This window comes from Azospirillum sp. NS33, assembly GCF_059703765.1.
On the sequence record NZ_BAAKJB010000056.1, the window covers coordinates 1 to 21,769 of the forward strand.

General features: G+C 72.5%; 19 protein-coding genes. 10 read left to right on the forward strand and 9 right to left on the reverse strand.

The features are described 5' to 3' along the window. Positions 1-1,977 (reverse strand): tetratricopeptide repeat protein (locus AC6H2I_RS29205; RefSeq protein WP_497504308.1); only part of this gene is annotated, 1,977 nt, incomplete at its 3' end. A 219-nt stretch (positions 1,978-2,196) separates the two neighbouring features. On the opposite strand from AC6H2I_RS29205, the gene AC6H2I_RS29210 reads away from it, so the two are divergent. Next, entirely contained in the window at positions 2,197-4,350 is a 2,154-nt protein-coding gene (locus AC6H2I_RS29210; protein ID WP_497504309.1) for a putative bifunctional diguanylate cyclase/phosphodiesterase, read from the forward strand. Positions 4,351-4,362: 12 nt separating this feature from the next. Here the strand turns inward: AC6H2I_RS29210 and AC6H2I_RS29215 are convergent, their stop codons facing one another. Next, on the reverse strand, positions 4,363-6,201 hold the full coding sequence (locus tag AC6H2I_RS29215; protein ID WP_497504310.1) for a potassium/proton antiporter: 1,839 nt from the start codon (positions 6,199-6,201) through the stop codon (positions 4,363-4,365). A 174-nt stretch (positions 6,202-6,375) separates the two neighbouring features. Here AC6H2I_RS29215 and AC6H2I_RS29220 point away from each other — a divergent pair, with 174 nt between their 5' ends. Next, positions 6,376-7,152: a porin gene (locus AC6H2I_RS29220; RefSeq protein WP_497504311.1), complete on the forward strand. Its 777-nt coding sequence runs from the start codon at positions 6,376-6,378 to the stop codon at positions 7,150-7,152. A gap of 25 nt (positions 7,153-7,177) precedes the next feature. On the opposite strand, the gene AC6H2I_RS29225 is transcribed toward AC6H2I_RS29220, so the two are convergent. Further along, positions 7,178-7,660 carry an RT0821/Lpp0805 family surface protein gene (locus AC6H2I_RS29225; RefSeq protein WP_497504312.1) on the reverse strand — a complete coding sequence of 161 codons (483 nt, stop codon included), beginning with the start codon at positions 7,658-7,660 and terminating at the stop codon, positions 7,178-7,180. Between the two features lie 148 nt (positions 7,661-7,808). Between AC6H2I_RS29225 and AC6H2I_RS29230 the strand changes: the two genes are divergently transcribed. Beyond that, positions 7,809-7,985 (forward strand): hypothetical protein, encoded by a 177-nt coding sequence (locus tag AC6H2I_RS29230; protein ID WP_497504313.1) that lies wholly within the window; start codon positions 7,809-7,811, stop codon positions 7,983-7,985. 38 nt (positions 7,986-8,023) lie between these two features. Then, the gene (locus AC6H2I_RS29235; protein WP_497504314.1) at positions 8,024-8,272 is read left to right on the forward strand and encodes a YMGG-like glycine zipper-containing protein; all 249 of its coding nucleotides are present in this window, start codon (positions 8,024-8,026) and stop codon (positions 8,270-8,272) included. Between the two features lie 25 nt (positions 8,273-8,297). Here AC6H2I_RS29235 and AC6H2I_RS29240 read toward each other — a convergent pair whose 3' ends face one another. Then, a complete protein-coding gene (locus AC6H2I_RS29240; RefSeq protein WP_497504315.1) occupies positions 8,298-9,278 on the reverse strand; it encodes a patatin-like phospholipase family protein in 981 nt (326 codons plus the stop codon). 164 nt (positions 9,279-9,442) lie between these two features. On the opposite strand from AC6H2I_RS29240, the gene AC6H2I_RS29245 reads away from it, so the two are divergent. Further along, positions 9,443-11,224, forward strand: coding sequence for an ABC transporter ATP-binding protein (locus tag AC6H2I_RS29245; protein ID WP_497504316.1), 1,782 nt, complete (start codon positions 9,443-9,445; stop codon positions 11,222-11,224). Here AC6H2I_RS29245 and AC6H2I_RS29250 read toward each other — a convergent pair. The 5 genes from AC6H2I_RS29250 to AC6H2I_RS29270 all read right to left on the reverse strand — a co-directional run bounded on the left by AC6H2I_RS29250 (position 11,221) and on the right by AC6H2I_RS29270 (position 17,045). Further along, positions 11,221-12,480, reverse strand: a complete 1,260-nt coding sequence (locus tag AC6H2I_RS29250) for a hypothetical protein (protein WP_497504317.1) — start codon at positions 12,478-12,480, stop codon at positions 11,221-11,223. The genes AC6H2I_RS29245 and AC6H2I_RS29250 overlap by 4 nt on opposite strands. An 87-nt stretch (positions 12,481-12,567) precedes the next feature. Beyond that, on the reverse strand, positions 12,568-13,287 hold the full coding sequence (locus tag AC6H2I_RS29255) for a protein tyrosine phosphatase family protein (RefSeq protein WP_497504318.1): 720 nt from the start codon (positions 13,285-13,287) through the stop codon (positions 12,568-12,570). A gap of 53 nt (positions 13,288-13,340) precedes the next feature. After that, on the reverse strand, positions 13,341-14,405 hold the full coding sequence (locus tag AC6H2I_RS29260; protein WP_497504319.1) for a hypothetical protein: 1,065 nt from the start codon (positions 14,403-14,405) through the stop codon (positions 13,341-13,343). 5 nt (positions 14,406-14,410) lie between these two features. Continuing rightward, positions 14,411-15,403, reverse strand: coding sequence for a hypothetical protein (locus AC6H2I_RS29265; RefSeq protein WP_497504320.1), 993 nt, complete (start codon positions 15,401-15,403; stop codon positions 14,411-14,413). A gap of 115 nt (positions 15,404-15,518) precedes the next feature. Beyond that, positions 15,519-17,045 (reverse strand): bifunctional metallophosphatase/5'-nucleotidase, encoded by a 1,527-nt coding sequence (locus AC6H2I_RS29270; RefSeq protein ID WP_497504321.1) that lies wholly within the window; start codon positions 17,043-17,045, stop codon positions 15,519-15,521. 149 nt (positions 17,046-17,194) lie between these two features. Here AC6H2I_RS29270 and AC6H2I_RS29275 point away from each other — a divergent pair, with 149 nt between their 5' ends. From AC6H2I_RS29275 to proV, 5 genes are all read left to right on the forward strand, one after another. Further along, complete coding sequence (locus tag AC6H2I_RS29275) at positions 17,195-17,905, forward strand: type 1 glutamine amidotransferase (protein ID WP_497504322.1); 711 nt, start codon at positions 17,195-17,197, stop codon at positions 17,903-17,905. Positions 17,906-17,980: 75 nt separating this feature from the next. Then, the gene (locus AC6H2I_RS29280) at positions 17,981-18,496 is read left to right on the forward strand and encodes a hypothetical protein (RefSeq protein WP_497504323.1); all 516 of its coding nucleotides are present in this window, start codon (positions 17,981-17,983) and stop codon (positions 18,494-18,496) included. 10 nt (positions 18,497-18,506) lie between these two features. Further along, complete coding sequence (locus AC6H2I_RS29285) at positions 18,507-18,746, forward strand: hypothetical protein (protein ID WP_497504324.1); 240 nt, start codon at positions 18,507-18,509, stop codon at positions 18,744-18,746. Then, positions 18,743-20,023, forward strand: a complete 1,281-nt coding sequence (locus AC6H2I_RS29290; RefSeq protein WP_497504325.1) for an MFS transporter — start codon at positions 18,743-18,745, stop codon at positions 20,021-20,023. Before AC6H2I_RS29285 ends, AC6H2I_RS29290 begins: the two co-directional genes overlap by 4 nt. A gap of 549 nt (positions 20,024-20,572) precedes the next feature. Next, positions 20,573-21,769: a glycine betaine/L-proline ABC transporter ATP-binding protein ProV gene (proV, locus tag AC6H2I_RS29295; protein WP_497504326.1), complete on the forward strand. Its 1,197-nt coding sequence runs from the start codon at positions 20,573-20,575 to the stop codon at positions 21,767-21,769.

The window sequence follows — 21,769 nt, forward strand, 5'->3', positions numbered from 1 at the left end:
GGCCGGCGCGTCGCCGCGTCGGGCCAGCGCGGTGGCGGCGGTGGCGGCGACGCTGTGCCAGTACCCCGGGGCGGGCTGACGGAACAGCCGCGCCGTCGGGTACCACGGGCTGTCGTCCCGGCCGAGCAGCCAGCGCCAGTCGGGCACGTGGGACAGCAGCACCCACAGCGGCACGCCCAGGGCGCCGGCGAGATGGGCCGGGGCGGTGCACGACGACACCACCAGGTCCAGGTTGGCCATGATGGCCGCGGTGTCCGCGAAGTCGCGGATCTCCGGTCCCAGGTCGGCGAAGCCGGGCGGCGTCGCCACGCGCTCGAGATCCTGGCGCCCGGCCCCCACCTGGATGCCGAAGAAGCGCACCCCCGGAACCTCCAGCAGTGGCCGCAGCACGGCCAGCCCGGGCGAGCGCAGACGGTCGGCGGGAAACACCGGGTTGCCGGCCCACACCAGGCCGACCGCCGGACCCCGTCCGGGGAGCCGGTCCAGCCGCCGGCGCCAGGCCGCCACCCGCTCCGCGTCGGCGGCGAGGTAGGGGACGGTGGCGGGAATCGTTTCCAGGGTCGTGGCGAAGGCGCGGGGCAGGCTCAGCAGCGGGCATTGCACGTCGAAGGCGGGCAGGGGGGCGCCCTGGGGCACCACCGCGGCGACGCCGGCGACGCTGGCCATCAGGTCCACCAGGTCGCGCCCGACCTCCAGCACGACCCGCGCCCCCCGCGCCGCCACCAGGGGCGCGTAGCGGACGAACTGGATGGCGTCGCCACGCCCCTGCTCCTCGTACAGCAGGATGGTGCGCCCGGCGATGTCGCCGCCGTCCCACAGCGGCTGGGCGAAGCCGCGCGGTTTGGTGGGGAAGTCCGGAATGCGCCACCGCGCCTCGTAGCCATCCCACGCCTCCTGGCAGCGTCCGGCCAGCAGCAGCGCCAGCGCGCGGTTCCAGCGGATCAGCGGTTCGGCCGGGGCGAGGCGTTCGGCGCGGTCGTGGCCGGCCAGGACCGCGTCCATGCGGGACGGGTCGGCCACCACGTTGGCCCGGTTGGCCAGCGCCGCCGCCAGGGCGGGGTCGAGGGCCAGGGCGCGGTCGAAGGCGGCCACCGCGGCGGCGGGGGCGCCGGTGCGGCGCAGCGCCCGGCCGAGCAGATCCCACAGCGCCACCGCCCCGGGGGTGAAGCGCAGCGTCCGCCGTGCGGCGGTGGCGGCGTCCGGCCACGCGCCCGCGTCGGCCAAGGCCGCAGCCAGCCTTTCCTGGGCGGCGGCCGCGGTGGGATCGAGGACCAGGGTTGCGCGCAGCGCGGCCGCCGCGTCGGCGTGCCGGGTCCCGGCGGTCAGGGCGCGGGCGAACGCGAAGCGGGCCGGCGCCGAGTCCGGGGCGAGCCGGACGGCGGTGCGCAGCGCGGCGACCGCACCGTCGCCGGCGCCGGCGTCGAGGCGGGCCAGGCCGAGCTGTATCCAGGCCTCCGCGCCCTCGGCGCGCACGCGGACCGCGCGCTCCAACCAGGCCAGGGCACCGGCGGCGGGGTCTCCCCGGCGCCACGCGGTGCCGAGGCGCTGCGCCGCCTCCGCCAGGTCGGGCTGCAGGATCAGCAGGCGGACGGCGGCGGCGGCGGCCCGGCCGTGGCGGCCGGCGTCCTCGTCCAGCATGGCCAGCGACAGGGCCAGCTCGGCCGAATCCGGGCACAGGGTGAGCGCGGTGCGAAAGGCGTCCGCCGCCGCCTCCGACCGGCCCAGCTCGCGCAGCACCTTGGCGTGGTTGGCGCGGTAGTCGCTGACGTCCGGGCCCAGCGCCACCGCCTTCCCGATCAGCGTGGCGGCCGACTCCAGGCGGCCCGACTGGCCGTGCAACAGGCCCAGGAGATGCAGGGCGTTGGCCTGGTCGGGGACGGCGTCGAGGATGCGCGCGTAGAGGCCCTCCGCCTCCACGGTGCGCCCGGCGAGGTGATGGTCCAGCGCGATGTTCAGCGCTTCCTGGACGGTTGCCATGGGACGTCCCTTGTGGTGCCGCCCGATTATGGGCGACGGCGCGCGGCACGCAATGGCCGGCGCGATCCGCGGTCGCCCGCGAGGCAAATCGTCCGCAGGGCGCGGCCGGTCGCGCGATGGTTGGAAATCGCCGCGGGACCGTCCATAATCGCCGCCCCGCGTACCCCGTTTGATGCAGTTCACGACGACCTCCGCAAGGGTCGAGATACAGGATCGGCGTTGTCCATCAGTCGCGCTGCCGAGGCCGAGGAACCGGACAGTCGGCCGTCCGCCACGGTTCCCCGCGGCGCCGGCTTCCTGACGTCCTTGGCCGAGAGCCTGATCACGGGCGGGGCCTTCGCCCTCCTCTACCTGGACCAGGACGGCCGGTGCCGGCACGCCGACGAGCGGTTCGCCGCCCTGCTGGGCCGTGCGCCGGAGGCGCTGGCCGGGCGTCCCGTGGACGAGCTGTTCCGCGACGCCGCGCCGGCGGCGGCGGCGGCGTTCGCCGCGGCGCTTCGCAGCGGCGCCACCCAGGCCGTCGACGCCGCGCTGCGGACGGGCGACGGTGCGGCGGTGACACTCACCGGGTGCATCCTTCCCCACCGCGCCGGCGACGCCGCCCCCGACGGGTTCCTGGCGCTCCTGCGCGAGGCCGGCGCCCCCGCTCCCGTGGCGACCGACCTGGCCTCGCGCCGCGATCCCTTCGTGGCCGCCCTGCTCGACGCGGCGGTGGACGGGATCGTCATCACCGACGGCCGCGGCGTCATGCGGTCGGTCAACCGCGCCTGCTGCGAGCAGTTCGGCTTCGCCGAGGAGGAGCTGGTGGGGCAGAACGTCATGCGGCTGATGCCGCCGCCCTTCGCCCGCGACCACGACCGCTACATCGACACCTACCGTGCCACCGACCGGGCCAAGATCATCGGCATCGGCCGTGACACCCTGGGCCGGCGCAAGGACGGCACGGTCTTTCCGATCCACCTGAGCGTCGGCCAGGCGCGCCTGGGCGCGGAGATCGCCTTCGTCGGCATCATCCGCGACATCTCCGACCGCCTGGCGGCCGAGCAGCGCGCGTCCTATCTCGCCCGTCACGATCCGCTGACCGGCGTGCTGACCCGCACCGCCTTCCTGGAGGAGTGCGAGGGCGTGCTGCGCGACCGCGCCGGTGAGGGCGAGGGCGACGATGCCCGCAGCTACGCCCTGTACGCCCTCGACGTCGACCAGTTCAGCGACGTCAACGAGGCGTTCGGCTTCCACGTCGGCGACGCCGCCCTGAAGGCACTGGTCAGCCGGCTGCGCGAGGTGCTGCCGCGCGAAACCTACATCTGCCGCGTCGCCGCCGACGAGTTCGTCGCCCTGTCCCGGGTGGACGGCGCCGACACCGCGTGCGCGCTGGCCGAGGCGCTGCACGACCGCCTCACCGCGTCGATCCACGCCGAGCGGCACTGGGTGCGGCTGCGCGTGTCCGTCGGTGCGGCGGTGCTGGACGGGGCGCACGAGCGGCTGGAGGACCTCAGCGCCAGGGCCAAGCTGGCGCTCCAGTCGGCGCAGCACGGCGGCGGCAATGTGGTGTGCGTCTACACGCCGGCGATGGCGGCGGCGGCGACCCGGCGCACCCTGCTGACCATGCACCTCGCCCACGCCATCGAGCGCGAGGAGTTGCGGCTGGTCTTCCAGCCCATCGTCGACGGTGCCACCGGCCGCATCGTCAGCGCGGAGGGCCTGCTCCGCTGGTCCCACCCGGCGCTCGGCGCGGTGTCGCCGGGGGAGTTCATCCCGGTGGCCGAGGAGAGCGGGCTGATCGTGCCGATCACCGACTGGGTCTTCGTCACCGTGGTGCGGCACATGACGGAGCTGGACGCCGCCGGAGCGCTGCCGGACCGGATCTTCGTCAACATCTCGGGCCAGCAGTTCCTGCGCGGCAACCTCACCCATCGCCTGGCCGAACTGCTCGGCGACCACCCGCGGCTGCACGGGCGGCTCGGCCTGGAGATCACCGAGCAGGCGGCGGTGCGCGACCTCACCGCCGCCGTCCGCACCCTCGACGAGCTGGCGGCGATCGGCGTGCAGGTCGCCATCGACGATTTCGGCTCCGGCTATTCGTCGCTGAGCTACGTCCAGCAGCTTCCCGTCACCAAGCTGAAGATCGACCGCTCCTTCATCACCGGGCTGCCGCACGACCGGAAGAACGTGGCGCTGGTGCGCGCCGCCATCGGCATGGCCCACGGCCTCGGCCTCGCCACCGTCGCCGAGGGGGTCGAATACGACGAGCAGCGGGAATTCCTGGCCGGGATCGGCTGCGACATGCTGCAAGGCTACCTGTTCGGCCGGCCGATGCCGGCCGACGCGTTGGCCGCCCTGGTGCGCGGCCAGGCGCCGCCGGCGAAACCATAGGGTCCGCGGCGGTCAGTCCGGCCGCTCGCCGCGCCGCCGCTGGCGCCGCTCCCAGCGGCGGAACGCCGCACGGCGCCAGCGCCCCCGCAGCTCGGCGAGCAGGGCGGCGGGGCGTGCGAGCAGGGCGGTCCGCGGCCGGCCCGGGCCGCTCGGCTCCAGCGCCAGACCGACGGCGGTGATCGTGCCGTCCTCGATGTCGCGCACGATCAGCTCCACCCCGCCCAGCCGGATGCGGTCGCCCAGCTCGAAGGCCTCCCCGAACTCGGCCTGGAACAGCCCGCTCAGCGTGCGCTCGGCGTTGGCGAGGGACACCGGAAGGCCGTAGAGCTCGGCCACCTGGCCCACCGTCACGTCGGGCAGCAGCACCAGGTCGCCGTAGAAATCGCGGTCGTCCTGGTCGAGGGCGCGTGCTCCGCCCATCAGCTTGTCCAGCAGCGCCAGCCGGTCCGGCGCCATGAACAGGTAGACGCGGTCGGCGGCCAGCAGCGGTCGCGCCTTGTGCAGCGGCACCACCCGACCGTCGCGGATCACCAGCGAGGGCCGTGCCCAGCGCGGCAGCCGCTGGCCCCGGGCGACGGCGCTGTCGGCATGGACGGTGTAGGCCACCAGCTCGTGCTCGGCGTCGCCGGGAAGCTCCAGCTCCACACGTTCCACCGGTCCGGTCCGCGGCGGCACGATCAGGCGCAGCCACCGTGCCATGGGACGGATCGTCCAGCCCTGGACCAGAAGCGAGACGATCACCACCAGGAAGGCGGTGTTGAAGATGTCCTGGCCGCTGGGCAGGCCGCCGAGGATCGGCACCAGCGCCAGCAGGATCGACACCGCGCCGCGCAGGCCCACCCAGGCGATGAAGGTGGTCTCGTTGCCGGTGAACCGGAACGGCAACAGGCACAGCCACACCGCCAGGGGGCGGGCGACCAGGGTCAGCACCAGCGCCAGGGCGATGGCGGCGGGGGCGATGTCCGCGAAGGTGCGTGGCGTGGCGAGCAGCCCCAGCATCACGAACATGACGATCTGACTGAGCCAGGTCAGCCCGCTGTGGAACCGCCGCAGCCCCTGGGCGCCGCGCAGCGGCAGGTTGCCGGCGATCAGACCGGCGATGTAGACCGCGAGGAAGCCGCTGCCGCCGGCCACCGTGGTGGCGGCGAAGACGAACAGCGCGAAGGCCAGCGACACCACCGGGTTGAGGCCGGAGTCCAGGCGGGCCACGTTGATGAAGGCCACCAGCAGGGTGCCGCCGACCACGCCGCCCAGCGCCCCGCCGCCGAGCTGGGCGACGAAGGTGAGGGCCATCGCCGCGGGGGTCGCGGCCTCCGGCTGGGTGGCCGCCTGGACCAGCAGCACGGTCAGCAGGATGGCCATGGGATCGTTGCTGCCGGATTCGATCTCCAGGGTCGATCGGACGCGCTCGCGGATGGTGATGCCGCCGACGCGCAGCAGGAAGAAGACCGCCGCCGCGTCGGTCGAGCTGACCACCGCGCCGACCAGCAGCGCCTCCACCCAGCCGAGGGCGAGCAGGTAGTGGGCCGCCGCGCCGACCACGGCGGTGGTCAGCGCGACGCCGACCGACGCCAGGGTCAGGGCCGGCCAGGCGGCGGTGCGATAGCTGTGGAAGGGGGTGTCGAAGCCGCTTTCGAACAGGATCACCGCCAGGGCGATGGAGCCGACGAGAAAGGCGGCCGGCGCGTCGTTGAAGTAGATGCCGCCGATGCCGTCCTCGCCGGCGATCAGCCCCACCGCGAGGAAGATCAGCAGCAGCGGCGTGCCGATTCGCATGGCAACGTAACTGGTGAGGATGCTGGCGATCAGCAGCGTCGACCCGACCAGGATGATGAAACTCGCCGCCTCCATTTCGTACGCACCCGACCTTCCCGCCGCCGCCCGGCGCGCGCGACTCCACCGCGCCGATTCCATCGGTTTGGTGCGGCGCACGCAAGGGGTACGCGCGACCGCCGCGATGTCACGGCCGGCACCGGGCGAATGTGGTATGACGTTGGTACCAGAACGGATCGGGAGTGCTCAGCCGTGGCCGCAACCACGCCCATCGTCCTGCCGGCGGTCCTTGCGCTGCCGGTCCTTGCGCTGCCGGTCCTTGGGCTGCTGGTCCTCGCGCCGCCGGTGCGCGCCGAGGATGCCGCGTTCGCCGGCCGCATCGTCCGGATCGACCGCGATTGGGGAGACCTGGAGGTCGGCCAGACCGATGGCGCGTCGGGGCGCTTGGTGGTCACCGGCCCGGCCAGCGCGTTCTGGCCGACCGGCGGCCTCGGCAGCGGCCGCTCCGCCAAGGCCGCCTATTTCGCCGATCTGCCCTATGCCCTGCGCGTCGGCGTCAGCTATGCCCCGGTCGGCGAGGCGGGAAGCGCGCTGGGCGACGCGCGCCACCTGGTGGAGGGGGCGGTGCGCCACCACACCCGGCTCGGCGGCGCCGCCCTCGACCTCACCGTCGGCGGGGTCGGCGCGCAGGCGCGCAACCCCCTGCTCACCGCCCCGTTGCGCTCCCTCATGGCCGGCGGGCAGCTGATGTGGCGTTCGCTGACGGTCGGCGCGGCGGTGCGCGACCAGAAGACCGACGGCGGCGCGCGGCGGAGCTGGAACGCCGGCGTCGCCTACGGGTCGGAGACCTGGGCGGTGCGCGCGCAGGTCGCCCGCACCGTGGCCGCCGGTGTGGCGACCTCGGGCGGCTGGAACACAGGCGTCCGCTACGCGGTCACGCCGGGTCTCACCCTCACCGCCGGCATGTCGCAGTCGGCGGTCGACGAGGAGGCGACGGTGATGCGCCTGGGCACGCGCCTGCGCTTCTAGCCCGGCGCCGCCACCCGGCGCCCGGTCAGGTCTGCAGCTGCCAGGTTCCGTCCGGCTGCTGGCAGGCGACGCCCTGGGCGGCCTGGCTGCCGGTGCCGGTGTAGACCGTGTGGGTGTAGTTGCGGCAGAGCTGGCCCGCGCCGTTGCGGTAGGTGTTGGTCGGCTGGACCGTGCCGCTGTAGCCGCTCTGCGGGTTGTTCCAGGTTATCGGCTGGTTCTGGGCCACAGCCTGCTGCTCGGCGTTCACCGCCTGATTGCGGTCGCTGCCGCTGAAGTTCTTGGCCAGGGTGTTGCCGGCCCAGGCGCCCAGCAGTGTGCCGATGGCCGTCATCGCGATCTGGCCCGACCCGCCGCCGAACTGGGAGCCGAGCAGGGCGCCGCCCGCCGCACCCCCGACGGTTCCGATCGTTTCGGTGGTGTTCATGCCACCCAGGCCGCCCGTGCCCTGGCACCCGGCCAGGCCGAGCGCGACCACGGCGCAGGCCACCTTTTTCCGAAGCGTCGTCATGGTGCAATTCTCCCCTGCGGCATTGGCGATGCTCCCGAAAACCCGTCGCACCGCCCGATGTTCCCGGCCGCATGTCTCTTTTGAGCACGGATCAATCCGCCCTGTGCGGTGTTTCCCGTTCGAAGCTCTCGAAACTGGAGGACGAACGATGGTCCATGTGCGCCTGATCGGTGCCGCCGCGGCGATGCTCTTGATGGCGGCCTGCTCCACCGGCGGGGTGATCGGCGGCGCCACCGGCGCGGCCGGCGGCTATGCGGTCGACGGCACCCGCGGTGCGGTGATCGGCGGCGCCGGCGGCGCCATTCTCGGCGACGCCATCGACTGACGCCGGCCGATCCAGCCAAACGACGAAGGAGAGTGGACATGATGAAATCCGTGGCGGCCGTGCTGCTCGGCCTCACCGTGCTCGGCACCGCCGCGTGCGAGAACATGACGACCCAGCAGCGCCGCGCGCTCTACGGGGCCGGGATCGGCGCCGCCGGCGGTGCGGTGGTCGGCGGCGTGACGGGTGGCAGCGCCGGAACCGGCGCGCTCATCGGTGGAGCGGCCGGCGCCGCGACCGGCGCCCTGACCCGGCCCGGCGACATCCCCGGCGAGGAGATCTTCGACTGACCACGGACCGGCCGGGGCGGCGCCGTCAGGCCCGCTCCGGCAGCCGCGGCACCACGCCGAGGATGGCGAGGGCATCGCGGATGTCGGGCAGCACCCGTTCGACCGCCTGCTCCCCCTCGCGGATGCACTCGTCGGCGCGGTCGAACTCCAGCAGGCCGATGTGGCCGAGCCGCGGGGCGATCTGGACGTCCGGCGGTTCCCCGGCCAGGCGCGACCGCGTGATGCGGTCGGTCACGATGCCCAGCGCGGAGACCATCACCCCGAACATGCTCGGCCCCGCGTAGTCGCGCCGGAAGACGCGGCGCGCCAGCGCGCCCATGGACGACGCGGCGCCGTCGGCCCCGCCCCCTCCACCGTCGATCAGATCGACCAGGTCGAACCCGGCGGCGGCGGGCAGGTCGGTCCCGGGACGGCGCGCCTTGCCCAGCATGTCGGCGGCCAGGTTGACGGCGATCACCACCTGGGCGCCGAGGCTGCGGCAACACGACACCGGCACCGGATTGACCAGGGCTCCGTCCACCAGCCACCGCCCGTCGACGCGCGCCGGCGGGAACACGCCCGGCAGCGAGAGCGACGCGCGCAGCGCGTCCACCAGCACGCCGCGCTGCAGCCAGATCTCGTGGCCCGTCAGCAATTCCGTGGCGGTCGCGACGAAGGGGGTCGGCAGATCCTCGATGCGGCGATCGCCGAGGTGGCGTCGCATCTCGGCGACCAGGCGGTCGCCACCGATCAGCCCGCCGCCGCTGCGCAGGCGCAGGTCGAGATACCCGATGATCTTCAGGCGGGTCAGGCCGCGGGCCCAGGCCTCCAGGGTGTCGAGGTGACCGGCGAGATGGCAGCCGCCGACCAGCGCCCCCACCGACGACCCGCACACCACATCCGGCACGATGCCGTGGCGCTCCAGGGCGCGCAGGACGCCGATATGGGCCCAGCCGCGGGCGACGCCGCCGCCAAGCGCCAGCCCGATGCGGGGCAGGTCGCGCGCCACGCCGCCGTCCATCGCCATGGGTCCTCCGCAGGATCGACCGTCCGTCAGGCCAGTGTGCGCGGCGGTGGTCAAGGGTGGGTTAACGGCCCGGCCCGGCCCGGCCGCGGATGGACAAGCGGTGGGCGGCTCGGGTATGGCTTCGCGGCCGGCACCGTGCCCGCCGGCGAGCACGGGGCGATGACGTGAGCAAGACGAGCGGACCGACGCTGCGCCTGGACGCGGCGACCGAGGAGCTGGCGATGCGGATGTGGCGGCACTGGATTCGCCACCACCGCGGCCGGATGATTCTGGCCATCGCGCTGATGGCCGTGGTCGCCGCCACCACCGGGGCCTACCCGCTGCTGATCGAGAAGTCGTACAGCATGTTCGAGGCCCAGGACCGGGCCATGCTGTTCCTGATCCCCGTGGCCATCGTCGCCGTCACCGTGGTGAAGGCGGTGTCGCTCTACGCCCAGACCGTGGTCACGGCGGCGGTCGTGCAGCGGGTGATCGCCGACATCCGCATGACGCTGTTCTCCCACCTTCTGAGCGCCGACCTCGCGACGCTGCAATCGGCGCCCACCGGCACCCTGACGGCCCGCTTCATCAACGACGTGGAGCAGATCCGCAACGGCCTGACGCGCTGCCTGACCGGGCTGGTCCGCGACGTCCTGACGGTGATCGCCCTGGTCGGCGCCATGTTCTACCTGGACTGGCTGCTGTCGCTGGTGGTCTTCGTGCTGTACCCGCTGGCCGCCATTCCCATCGTGCGGATCGGCCGCCACCTGCGCCGGGTCTCGCGCCAGACCCAGGCCCAGGTCGGCGACATGACGTCGCTGCTGGGGGAGAGCCTGGCGGGTGCGCGCATGGTCAAGACCTTCCGTCTCGAGGATTACGAGCGCCGCCGCGCCGCCGCCGCCTTCGAGGCCAACTACGCGCTGACCATGAAGGCGACACGCCAGCGCTCGCGCCTCGATCCCATGCTCGAGGTGCTGGGCGGTGTGGCGGTGGCCTGCGTCATCGCCTTCGCCGGCTGGCGCATGGCCATGGGGGCCGGCACGGTGGGCGAGTTCACCGGATTCGTCGGCGCCCTGCTGATCGCCGCCCAGCCGGTGCGCGCCATCGGCACCCTCAACACGGCGCTGCAGGAGGGGCTGGCCTCCATGCAGCGGATCTTCGAGGTGATCGACCAGCCGCCGCGCATCCAGGACCGTCCCGACGCCGTGCCGCTGGCCCCGGGGGGCGGCGCCATCCGGCTGGAGGCCGTGCGCTTTTCCTACGAGCCCGGCGGCGCCACCCTCGTCGACCTCGACCTGGAGGTGGCGCCGGGCAGCACCGTCGCGCTGGTCGGGCGCAGCGGTGCCGGCAAGTCGACGGTGTTCAACCTGATCCCCCGCCTCTACGACGTCGACGGCGGGCGGGTGCGGATCGACGGACAGGACGTGCGATCGGTGACCCTGGCCAGCCTGCGGCGGGCGGTCGCGGTGGTCAGCCAGGACACCGTGCTGTTCAACGACACGGTGCGCGCGAACATCGCCTTCGGCCGTCTCGACGCCGACGACGCCGCCATCGTCGCCGCGGCCAGGGCGGCGGCCGCCCACGACTTCATCGCCGCGCTGCCCGACGGCTACCAGACGGTGATCGGCGACCGCGGCACCAAGCTGTCGGGCGGCGAGCGCCAGCGGGTGGCGCTCGCCCGAGCCTTCCTCAAGGACGCCCCGATCCTGCTGCTGGACGAGGCGACCAGCGCCCTGGATTCGGAATCCGAGCGGCTGGTGCAGGCGGCGCTGGAGCGGTTGACGGCGGGGCGCACCACCCTGGTGATCGCCCACCGCCTCGCCACCGTGCGCAACGCCGACCGCATCGTCGTGATGGAGCGCGGGCAGGTGGTCGAACAGGGCACCCACGACGTCCTGCTGGCGGCGGGCGGCGCCTACGCCCGCCTGTGCCGCCTGCAGTTCGGCGAGGAGGGGGTGGCCGGCTAGCTGAACCAGGTGGTGTCCAGGGCCGACGGTGGCACCCCCGCCACCGTCACCGTCCCGCCGCCGGACAGCGTCAGGACCGCCGAGCCATCGGCCGCGGTGCCCAGCGTGGAGCTGACGCCGGCCAGCAGCAGCCGGTCGCCGGCGGCCCCGTCGAAGTCGGCGATGACGTCGTCGCCGCCGTTGGCGCCGAACAGGAAGAGATCGGCGCCGGCGCCGCCGGTCAGCGTGTCGTTGCCGAGATTGCCGGCCAGCAGGTCGTCGCCGCCGTCGCCGAACAGCCGGTCGTCGCCCTGGCCGCCGAACAGCCGGTCGGCGCCCTCGCCGCCATAGACCACGTCGCTCATCATGTTGCCGTAGAGCGCGTCGTCGCCCGACCCGCCGAACACCGCGTCGTCGCCCTGGCCGCCGAACAGGGTGTCGGCGTCGCCGTTGCCGTAGACGGTGTCGGCGCCTTGGTTGCCGTAGAGCTGGTCGGCGCCGCCGCCGCCCGACAGCAGGTCGTTGCCCCACAGCGCCGAGACGATGTCGACGGTGTCGCCGCCGGTGTACGCGTCGTTGCCCGCCGTGCCGTCGATCACCGTGCCGGTGGAGGACGGCCCGAGGCCGAGCCCGCCCAGCCCGTCGCCGCCGTAGATGAAGCGCAGCGCCGCCACGTCGTAGGGGCTGTAGTCGGCATGGATGGTGCTGGTCTCCGTGTAGGACATCAGCGTGTTGTCGGTGTTGTCCTCCGACGCGGACAGGGTGTACGTCCCCTCGAACGGGTGCTTGAGGCCCAGCGCGTGGCCCACCTCGTGCAGAAGGGTCTCGAATCCATAGGTGCCCGGCGACGGATCGGTGTTGGTGTCCGCGCTTTCCCGGTTGTCGAGGTAGATGGAGGTCTTGTAGTCCAGGGACACGATGGTGTCGCCCTGGCTGCTCCACGAGTAGCTGCTGGCGGCGAGACCGGCGACGCTGCCCGGCAGGTCCTTGGCGGCGAAGTGCCAGTCCGCGGCGGCGGCGTCGGCTTGGACGAAGGCGATGCCGGTGACCGCCGACGCCTTGGCCATGGCGAGCAGCGCCGCCTGCTGCTGGGCGCTGTTGAACGCCACCGCACCGGCGCCATCGATCAGCCCGGTGGAGATGTCGAAGCTGTAGGTGATGACGTTGCTCGACGCGTCGAGGGTGTAGTTCCAGTCGAGGCTGGGGTCCACCAGGGCCCGCAGGCTGGCCAGCGGTGCGACCAGAGTCTCCCGCGCCGTGATGTCGGTCGTGTTCACGTTTGTTCGCCTTCGGTCAGTCGATATCGGTGTCGAATGCGCCGACAGGATGCCGAATGAAATCCAAAAATGGCGATAACGTTTTGCCTATTCACGCGCCAGCAGGCGGTCGACCACGGTGTTGGCCCACTCCTTGGAGCGGAAGCTGGCCTTGGCGGCGGCCGGGTCGTACACGTGGTCGACCCAGTCCCAGAAATCGGTGGGGTGGCGGGCGTTGTAGGCGGCGTAGAGCTCGAAGAAGTAATCGAGAACGCCGGTCTTCGCCTGCTTGAAATGGCCGTAGCGCCAGTGCAGCTGCTTGACCGCGGTCTCCAGCGGCACCCCCTCGTGGGCGAAGAGGTAGAAGGCGGCCATGAAGCCGGCGCGGTCCGCCCCCGACTTGCAGTGCATCAGCGCCGGGTACTCGATCCGCTCGAACAGGGCGCGGGCTGCGTGCAGGGTTTCCTTCTTCGGCATGTCGCGCGAGTTCACCGGGAAGTCGACCAGTGCGACGCCGGCGCTGCGGCAGGCCTCCTGCTCCAGGATGTAGGAGGCGCAGTCGCGCCGGCCGCGCAGGTTGACGATGGTGCGGATGCCGCCGGCGGCGGCGCGGCGCACGTGCACCGGCGACGGCTGGCTGGAGCGGTGCATCCGTTCCGACAGGCGGTGCAGGTTGGCGTAGACCAACCGGAAGCAGGCGTGGTCGATGAACACCGCCTCGAGATGACCGAGCCAGCGCTGGGCCGGCGTCGCCATGGTCGCCCGGCTGCGCTTGATGCCGTCGGACAGGCCGGCGGCGTACCGGCGCAGCAACCACTTCTTCGCCACGGCATCACCTCACAAGGGAACAGGCCGCCAACATAGGGAGCGGTCCGCGCGGGTCAAGCCCGCTCGTCGCCTGTCGTTGCGGGGGCGTGGCGCTCCTGAAGACGGCCGTAGACGCCGTGGGTCGCCGCCGCGGCCAGCACGATCTCCATGTACAGGTCGATCATGCCGGTGACGTAGAAGGCGGGACAGCCGGTGTAATGGTGTTCCCCGGGGCGCGCCGTCGGCGCCACCGGCCCGGTGTCGAGGCGGATCACCGGCTCGCGCCCGTCCTCGTCGAGCACGAACGCCCGCTGGTCCAGCGGCAGCACATGGGTGGCCTGGTGATGGTGCGCCTCGATGCCGCTGTCCTCCATGTAGCGCACCAGCATGCCCAGGCTGCCCGTCGAGAGGGGCAGCACCTGCTTCAGGCTGCGCCGCAGCAGCGCGTCGTAGTGCTCCGCCGTCCGCCCCGGCTGCAGCAGCGGCGCCGCCTCGGCCAGGCTCCAGCAGACGTGCAGGGCGGTGTGGCTGCCGGTCTTGGTGATCGACAGCAGGTCGTAGCCGCTCTTGATGTAGAGGGCCGAGGAGTCCAGGGCGCGGCCGAGGATGAAGCTGGCCGCCGCGGTGGCGGTGATGCCGTCGCCCTGCTGGCGGCAGGCCTGCTCCTCGGCCAGCACGCCGGCCGCCCAGCGGGTGATGATCGCGTCCAGCAGGTGGCAGGTGCAGTCGCGCAGGAAGGCGCACAGCTCCTCTGCCGTCAGCCGGGCGAGGCCGGCGGCGTCGTCCGGCGTCACCGCGAAGGGGCTGTCGGGCGGTGCCGGCAGCACCAGGGCGCCGTCGGCGGACAGGGGCAGATGCTTGGCGATGGCGCGGCGCAGGCCATCGTAGAGCAGCGCCAGGGTGGTGTTGACGACCACCTTCTCGGCGTCCTCGGGCCGGGTGTCCGGCCGCACCGGGCACTGGCCGGCGAGCCGGTGGAACTCCGGGTCGAAGAGGTAGCCGGGCGCCTCGGCGACGCGGTGCAGGATGTGGGCGACCGACACGCGTGTCAGGCCGGCGGCGGCGTGGGCCGCGAGGTAGGCCTGGGCGAAATCGTTGGACCGGGACGGGCGGGGCGAACGGGACGGGCGGGACGACACGGTGGTCAGCGGTCCTTCAGGCGGTCGTAGACGCCGTGGTCCAGGGCGATGCTGGCCACGGTGTCCATGTAGAGCTTGATGAGCCCGGGCGCGTAGAAGGCCGGGCAGCCGGTGTAGTGGCGCTCTTCGGGCTTGCGGAAGGGTGTGATGGGGGCGGCGCGCAGGCGGATCAGCCCCGCGCCGTCGAGAGCGAAGGCGGTCTGGTCCTTGGGCAGGAGGTGGATGGCGAGGCCGTCCGGCGGCTCCATGCCGCTGGCCTCCATGTAGTGGACGAGCATCCCCAGGCTGGCCACCGACAGCGGCACCACCTGTTTCAGGCTGCGCCGCACCAGGTCGTCGTAAAACGCGCCGTCGCGGTCCGGGACCAGCAGCGCGGCGGCCTCGACCAGGGACCAGCAGATGTGGATGGCGGTGTGGCTGCCGGTCTTGGTGATCGACAGCATGTCGTAACCGGCGCGCTGGTACAGCGCCGACCCCTCCAGGATGGTGCGCAGCACGAAGCTGGCGGCGGCGAGGGCGGTGATCTCCGCTCCCCCCTGGCGGCACCGCTCCTCTTCCGCCAGCACGCCGGCGGCCCAGCGGGTGATCACCTCGTCCAGCAGATGGCAGGTGCTGTCGCGCAGGTAGGACACCAGCACCTCGGGCGGCGCCGCGGCCCGGGCGCCGGCGTCGGCCATGGTGGCGGCGAAGCGGGAGCGCGGCGGGGGCACGAGCGGGATGGCGCCACGGCCGTTGACCGGCAGGTGGGTTTCCACGAAGGCCTTGAGGTCCTGGAACAGGAAGGCCAGCAGGGTGTTCACCGCGGCCTTGTCGAGGTCCTCCTGCGCCGTGTCCGCCGCGACCGGGCACTGGCCGCCGAAGCGGCGCAGGTCGTCGCCGAACAGGTAGGCCGGGTCGTCGGCGACGCGCTGCAGGATGTGGCTGACCGAGACGCGGGCGAGGCCGAGATCGGCGTGGGCGGCGGCGAACGCCAGAGCGAAGTCGTTGGAACGGGTCATTCGAAGCCCGGTGCAGGAGCGATCGCGCCGAGCCTAGACGGCGCGGCGGCGGAGCGCAACGCTCCGCCGTGCGACAATTCGGTGGCGGCACGGGTGCGCGCCGCCGGCGGCGGCGTCAGCGGGCGACGATCCGGCCTTCGACGCGTGGCGCCACCGTTCCGGCGGTGGCGATGTGGTTCATCACGGTGGTGGCGAACAGCACCGCGCCGGCGGGGTCCACCACCACCCGGCCGTCGGCCAGCGCGGTGTAGCCGTCGCCGCCCTTCAGCAGGTAGTCGTTGGTGGCCACCCGGTAGGTTCCGGCCGGGTCGAGGGGCGCGCCGCCGACGCTTGCCTCGACGATCCGCTTCCCGGGCTCGGCCTGGGGATCGTAGACGAGGCTCATCCCCGACACCTGCGGGAACCGGCCGGCGCCCTCCTCGACCTTGCTGAGGCCGCTCTCCAGCGCGGCGAGCAGGGCGCGGCCCGGCAGTTCGACCAGGACGCCGACATTGCCGAACGGCAGCTCGGTGAGGATGTCCTTGCGGGTCAGCGTGCTTCCCGCGGGGTAGGTGGTGTTGCCGCGGATGCCGCCGCCGTTGGTCAGGGCGACGTCGGCCTTCAGCGCGGCGCGCAGGGCGTCGGCGAAGAGGTTGCCGATGGCCGCCTCGCCGCTCCGCACGGCGCTGTTGCGGCTGTCGAGCTCGGTGTCGGTGCGGCCGATCGCCCGGCCGAGCTCGCTGTCGAGGCGGTCGGTGTGGGTCTTGACCGCGGCGGCGATCGCCGGGTCGGGGGTCACCCCGGCGGTGCCCAGCATCGACCACGACGCCGGGACCACCGTGGTGACCGGCCCCCGGGCGGCGGTGTCGGTGCGCACCGTCACGTCGATGACGCCGAGGTAGTGCGCCTCGGCGCCCGACTTGTGGATCAGCGTGCCGCCGACGTAGAGGGTCGTCGGCTCGTGGTCGTGGCCCCCCAGGATCAGGTGGATGCCGGGCACCTGCTGGGCCAGCGCGCGGTCCTCCGCCAGGGTCTGGTGGGTCAGCGCCACCACCACATGGGCGCCTTGGGCGCGCAGGGCCTCCACCGCCCGGCGTGCGCTCTCCACGACCGGGGCGAAGACGACCTCGTCCCCGGGGCTCGACAAATGGGCGGTGTCCGGCGTCAGCAGCCCGAAGGCGCCGACCGTCACCTCGCCGACGGTGCGGGTCCACAGGGGCGGGGCCCCGCCGAACGGCGTGCCGTCGGGTCCCAGCACGTTGGTGCCGAGCCATGGGAAGCCCGACTCGCCCAGCCGCTCGCGGGCGATCTCCGGACCGAAATCGAACTCGTGGTTGCCGAACACCGCGACGTCGACGCCGACCGCCTCCAGCATCTCGACCATGTGGCGGCCGTGGGTGAATCCCGACAGCAGCGACGGCGACAGAAAGTCGCCGCCCAGGGTGGTGATGGCGGCGGGGCTGCGCGCGCGCTCCCGGCGCAGAAGGGTCATCAGCGGCGCCAGGCCGCCGCGCCCCTTGACCGGGGCGATCTCGTCGACGTCGTTGATGTGCAGGAAGGTGACGGCGCCGTTCTGCGCCTGGGCGGCCGACGCGATCAGCGTGGCGGCCAGGGCGGCGGCCACCGCGAGGCGGGCGACGAACGGACGGAGCGGTCGGTGCATGGGGCGCGTCCTCCGGGGGCGGGGGGATGGCCGAGTGTAGCGCATCCGCGGGACGGGCGCATGGCTGGTCCAAGGGGCGGCGGGGTTGACAGGGGCGGGCCGGCGGCCTTTCTGGCGGGGAGGGCGAACCCCGAACGGTGCGAGCGCGCATGCGAATCCTGGTGGTGCAGAATCATTCGAGCTCCCCGGCCGGCGTCCTGGGCGGGGCTCTCGCGGGGCAGGGTGCCGCCCTCCTCACGGTGCGCGCGGACGCCGGGGGCGCGCTGCCGGCCACCCCCGAGGGCTTCGCCGCCCTGTTGGTGCTGGGCGGGCCCCAGGATGCCTGGGACGACGGCGCCGCGCCGTGGTTCCCGCCGCTGCTGGCGCTGATCCGGGCCTTCGCGGCGGCCGGGCGGCCGGTCCTCGGCCTGTGCCTGGGCGCGCAGCTGGCGGCGCGCGCCCACGGCGCCCGGGTCTACCGCCATCGCACGCCGGAGATCGGCTTCCACCCCGTGCGCTTCACCGGCGCGGCGGCCTCCGACCCGTTGCTTGGCGGGCTGGAGGGCGAGGCCATGCTCATGCAGTGGCACTACGACACCTTCGACCTGCCGGCCGGTGCCGTGCGGCTGGCGGAGGGCGGCGGCCTCGTCCAGGCCTTCCGCATCGGCACGGCCGTCCACGGATTCCAGTTCCACGTCGAGGCGACGATCGCCGACATCGCCGACTGGGTCGCGCGCTACGGCGAGGAGCACCGCGAGGACGATCACGGCCGGGTCGCCGGGATCGCCGCGCAGGTGGAGCGCCACTGGCCGGCCCAGGCGGCGCTGGCCCACACCATCGCCGGGCGGTGGATGGCGGTCGTGCGGTCGGGCGCGCCGTGACGTCCGCAACGTCGCGGCGGCGGTGCTGTTGGCCCGGGCGATGCGCCCGTTCCGACCACCACCGGCAAGCCGCCCATGATCGCACCCGCCGACCGCCATCACGACCATTTCCGCCAGCTCTATTTCAGCGAACGGGCGACCCGCGAAACGATCCGCGGCAGCGTGTCCACGCCGGTGGCCGCGGTCTCCTTCACCGTGTTCTCGCTGGGCACGCTGGCGCGGGCCGTGGACGCGAACCGCTGGACGGAACCGCTCGGCGTCGTCATTCTGGGGCTGGGAGCGGTGGCCGTGGTGCTGCTGGTCGCCGCGATCTACCATGTCGTGATGGTCGAGTGGCTGTTCGTCTACCGCGAGCCGCCGACCCTGGACGAGCTGCTGACGGCGCAGGAGCATCTGGAGGAGGCCGGGGCCGACCTTCCGGAGCAGACGACGAAACTGATGACCGCCGCCTACGCCATCGCGTACGAGCAATATCTGTGCGGCAACACCCACAGCGCCCGCCACCGTGCCTGGGCGCTCCGTCTCATTCTCGGCGCGCTGGCCTGCCTGGCGTTCGCCTTTGTGGTCATGCCGGCCCATCTCGCCGGCTGAGGAGGAAGTCATGGGCTGGGGCGACCGGCTGTTCACCCGCGACGATCATCACGCCTGCTTCGCGCCGGTGCCGCCGCGGGTCGTGCCGCGGATACGGGCGGCGTGCCGTCAGCTCGACCGGGCCGAGCGCGCGGTGCAGGACCGCATGGGCCTGATGGTGCGGCCGCGCCTTTCGGTGGTCGACGAGGAACTCGGGCGCATCGTCGGGCCGCGGGCGCGCGACGCGATGGGGCGCGGGGGCTCGCGATGACCGCGATGATGCGGCCGGTCTTCGTCCTCCTGGTGGCGATGGCGATGATGATGGCCGGCACCGGCACCCTGGCCACGCTGCTCAGCGTGCGCATGGTGGACGCGGAGAACGCGCCGCTCACCATCGGCGTGGTCATGGCCGGCTACTTCGCCGGCCTGACCCTGGGCTCGTTGCGGGCCTTCGCGCTGATCCAGGCGGTCGGCCACATCCGCACCTTCGCGGCGCTGGCCGCCATCCTCGCGGCGGCCACGCTGGGGCATTCCCTGAGCGACAGCCCGGTGCTGTGGGGGGGCCTGCGCCTGGTCGCCGGATTCTGCATGGCCGGCCTCTTCGTGTGCGTGGAGAGCTGGCTCAACCACAACGCCACGGCCGCGACGCGAGGGCAGATCCTGTCGTTCTACATGATCAGCGTCTATGGCGGCCAGGGCGGCGGCCAATTCCTGCTGAACCTGCAGGACGACACCGGCCGCCTCCTGTTCACCATCATCGCCATTCTTCTGGCCCTGGCCCTGGTTCCCGTGGCCCTGACCCGGCAAACCCCGCCGCACCTCCCCAACGTGCGGTCCTTCGGGTTCCGCCGGCTTTACGCGGTGTCGCCGCTGGGTGTCTTCGGCACCCTCATCAGCGGCCTCGTCACCGGCGCGCTGTACAGTCTGGCGCCGGCCTACACCCGCCAGCTCGGCTACGACACCTCCGACACCGCCCTGTTCATGAGCGCGGCGATCCTGGGCGGCGTCGTGCTGCAATGGCCCCTCGGCCGCCTCTCCGACATCTTCGACCGGCGCAAGGTCCTGGTCGTGCTGTTCGCCGTGCTGGTGGCGGTCAGCCTTGCCCTCTCGGTGGCGGGCGGGCTGGACTTCCTGTGGCTGCTGGCCCTGGTGTGCGTGTTCGGCGGCATCACCTTCGCCCTCTATCCATTGTGCGTCGCCCACACCAACGACCATCTGGAGCCGGCCGACATGGTGTCGGCCAGCGGCGGTCTGGTGCTCGGCTACTCGATGGGGGCGACGGTGGGGCCGTTCGGCGCCTCCACCGCGATGACCGTGGCCGGGCCCGCCGGCCTGTTCCAGTTCTGCGCCGTGGTCGGTGTCGCCGCGGTGGCGTTCGGCCTGTGGCGCATGAAGGCGCGCGCCCCGGTGCCCAACGAGATGCAGGGGCCGTTCCACGTGATGACGCGGACGACGCCGGTGGTGGGGCCGCTCGACCCGCGCTCGCCGTCCGGCGAGGACGTCCACGAGGAGGGTGCGCCGGCCTCCGCCGGCACCCCCGCGGGGTAGGACGCCGCCGCTCCTCGGCGTGGCCCGGCGGCGGCGGCGCCGGCCTGGGGCGAGCCGCGGACTGCCGTCCTTTCGGGGCGCCGCGCCGCGGCGCTTTGGGGGTGGTGGAGACTTTTTTGGCTAAAAGGGGTTTGAATCTCCTCCCCCCTTTGATAGGGTCGGTGGCGAATCGGGCAAGTCATGCCCGTTCCGGCGCCACTCCGGCGTCCATCTTGCGTGTGTCGTGCCGAAGCGACACGCCAACTGGAAGGAGGAAATCCGGAACCGGTCCTGGGCAACAATCAAAATCCGACTCTCCGATCTTCCTTCCAAAAGGGATGTGAAGCGCACATTCCTATTGTGGGTGGCCTCGATTTCTCGGGGCGTGCCCACTGAATATTATGGGGTCTTAAGCCGTTGCAGTCCGCCGCGTCCTGCGGGGAAAGGGCTATAGTCCTATTTGCGACGCAGATCCCGGGCTTGCACACGATCCTGTTCGGAAGAATGCCGGAGTTCGAAGGCTGGACTCCGGTGCCGGGGTCGTTTCGGCGAAGGGAAAGCGACAAGCGAATGGCCACTCAGATCGCCGCCAAAGGCGTCACCAAAATCTTCGGCAACCGGCCGGAGACCGCACTGGACATGCTGAACGACGGGTTGGGGCGCGACGAGATCTTCGCGCGCACCGGAATGACGGTGGGCGTCCACGACGCCAGCTTCGAGGTCGAGGCCGGCGAGATCTTCGTCGTGATGGGCCTGTCGGGCTCCGGCAAATCGACGCTGATCCGCCTGCTCAACCGCCTGATCGACGCCACCTCGGGCGAGATCATGATCGATGGCAAGGACATCAATCGCATGTCGCGGGCCGACCTGATCGAGGTCCGCCGCCGCAACATGGGAATGGTGTTCCAGAGCTTCGCGCTCATGCCGCATCTCAAGGTCTGGCAGAACGCGTCGTTCGGCCTGGACGTGTCCGGCGTCGACATCAAGGCCCGCCGCGAGCGCGCCCAGCTCGCCCTCGAGGCGGTCGGCCTTGGGCCGCACGCCGAGAGCTGGCCGCACGAGCTGTCGGGCGGCATGCAGCAGCGGGTCGGGCTGGCCCGGGCGCTCGCCAACGAACCCTCGGTGCTGCTCATGGACGAGGCCTTCTCGGCCCTCGACCCGCTCATCCGCACGGAGATGCAGGACGAACTGCTGCGCCTGCAGGCCGAGCACCAGCGCACCATCGTCTTCATCAGCCACGACCTGGACGAGGCGATCCGCATCGGCGACCGCCTGGCGATCATGGAGGGCGGACGGATCGTGCAGATCGGCCGGCCCGACGAGATCCTGAAGAACCCGGCCAACGACTACGTGAAGTCGTTCTTCCGCAACATCGACGTCACCAAGATCCTGACCGCCGGCGACATCGCCCGGCGCGACCAGGTGACGCTGATCCGCCACATGGGCGAAGGGCCGCGCGCCGCGGTCCGCCAGCTGCGCGAGCGGGACCGCGAGTTCGGCTACGTGCAGGACGCCAAGAGGCGGTTCCACGGCGTCGTCTCGGTGGATTCGCTGCTGGCGGCGATCGACCGGGGCAACGGCACGGCGACCCTGGACGACGCCCTGCTGCCGGCGGAGGAGCCGTTGCCCGCGAGCATGCCGATGGACGAGGTGCTGGCGCGCATCGCCACCGCCCCCCATCCGCTGCCGGTGGTGGACGAGACGGGGGCCTATGTCGGGGCGATCTCCAAGACCGCCTATCTGGAAACCCTGGGACGGACACGCTGA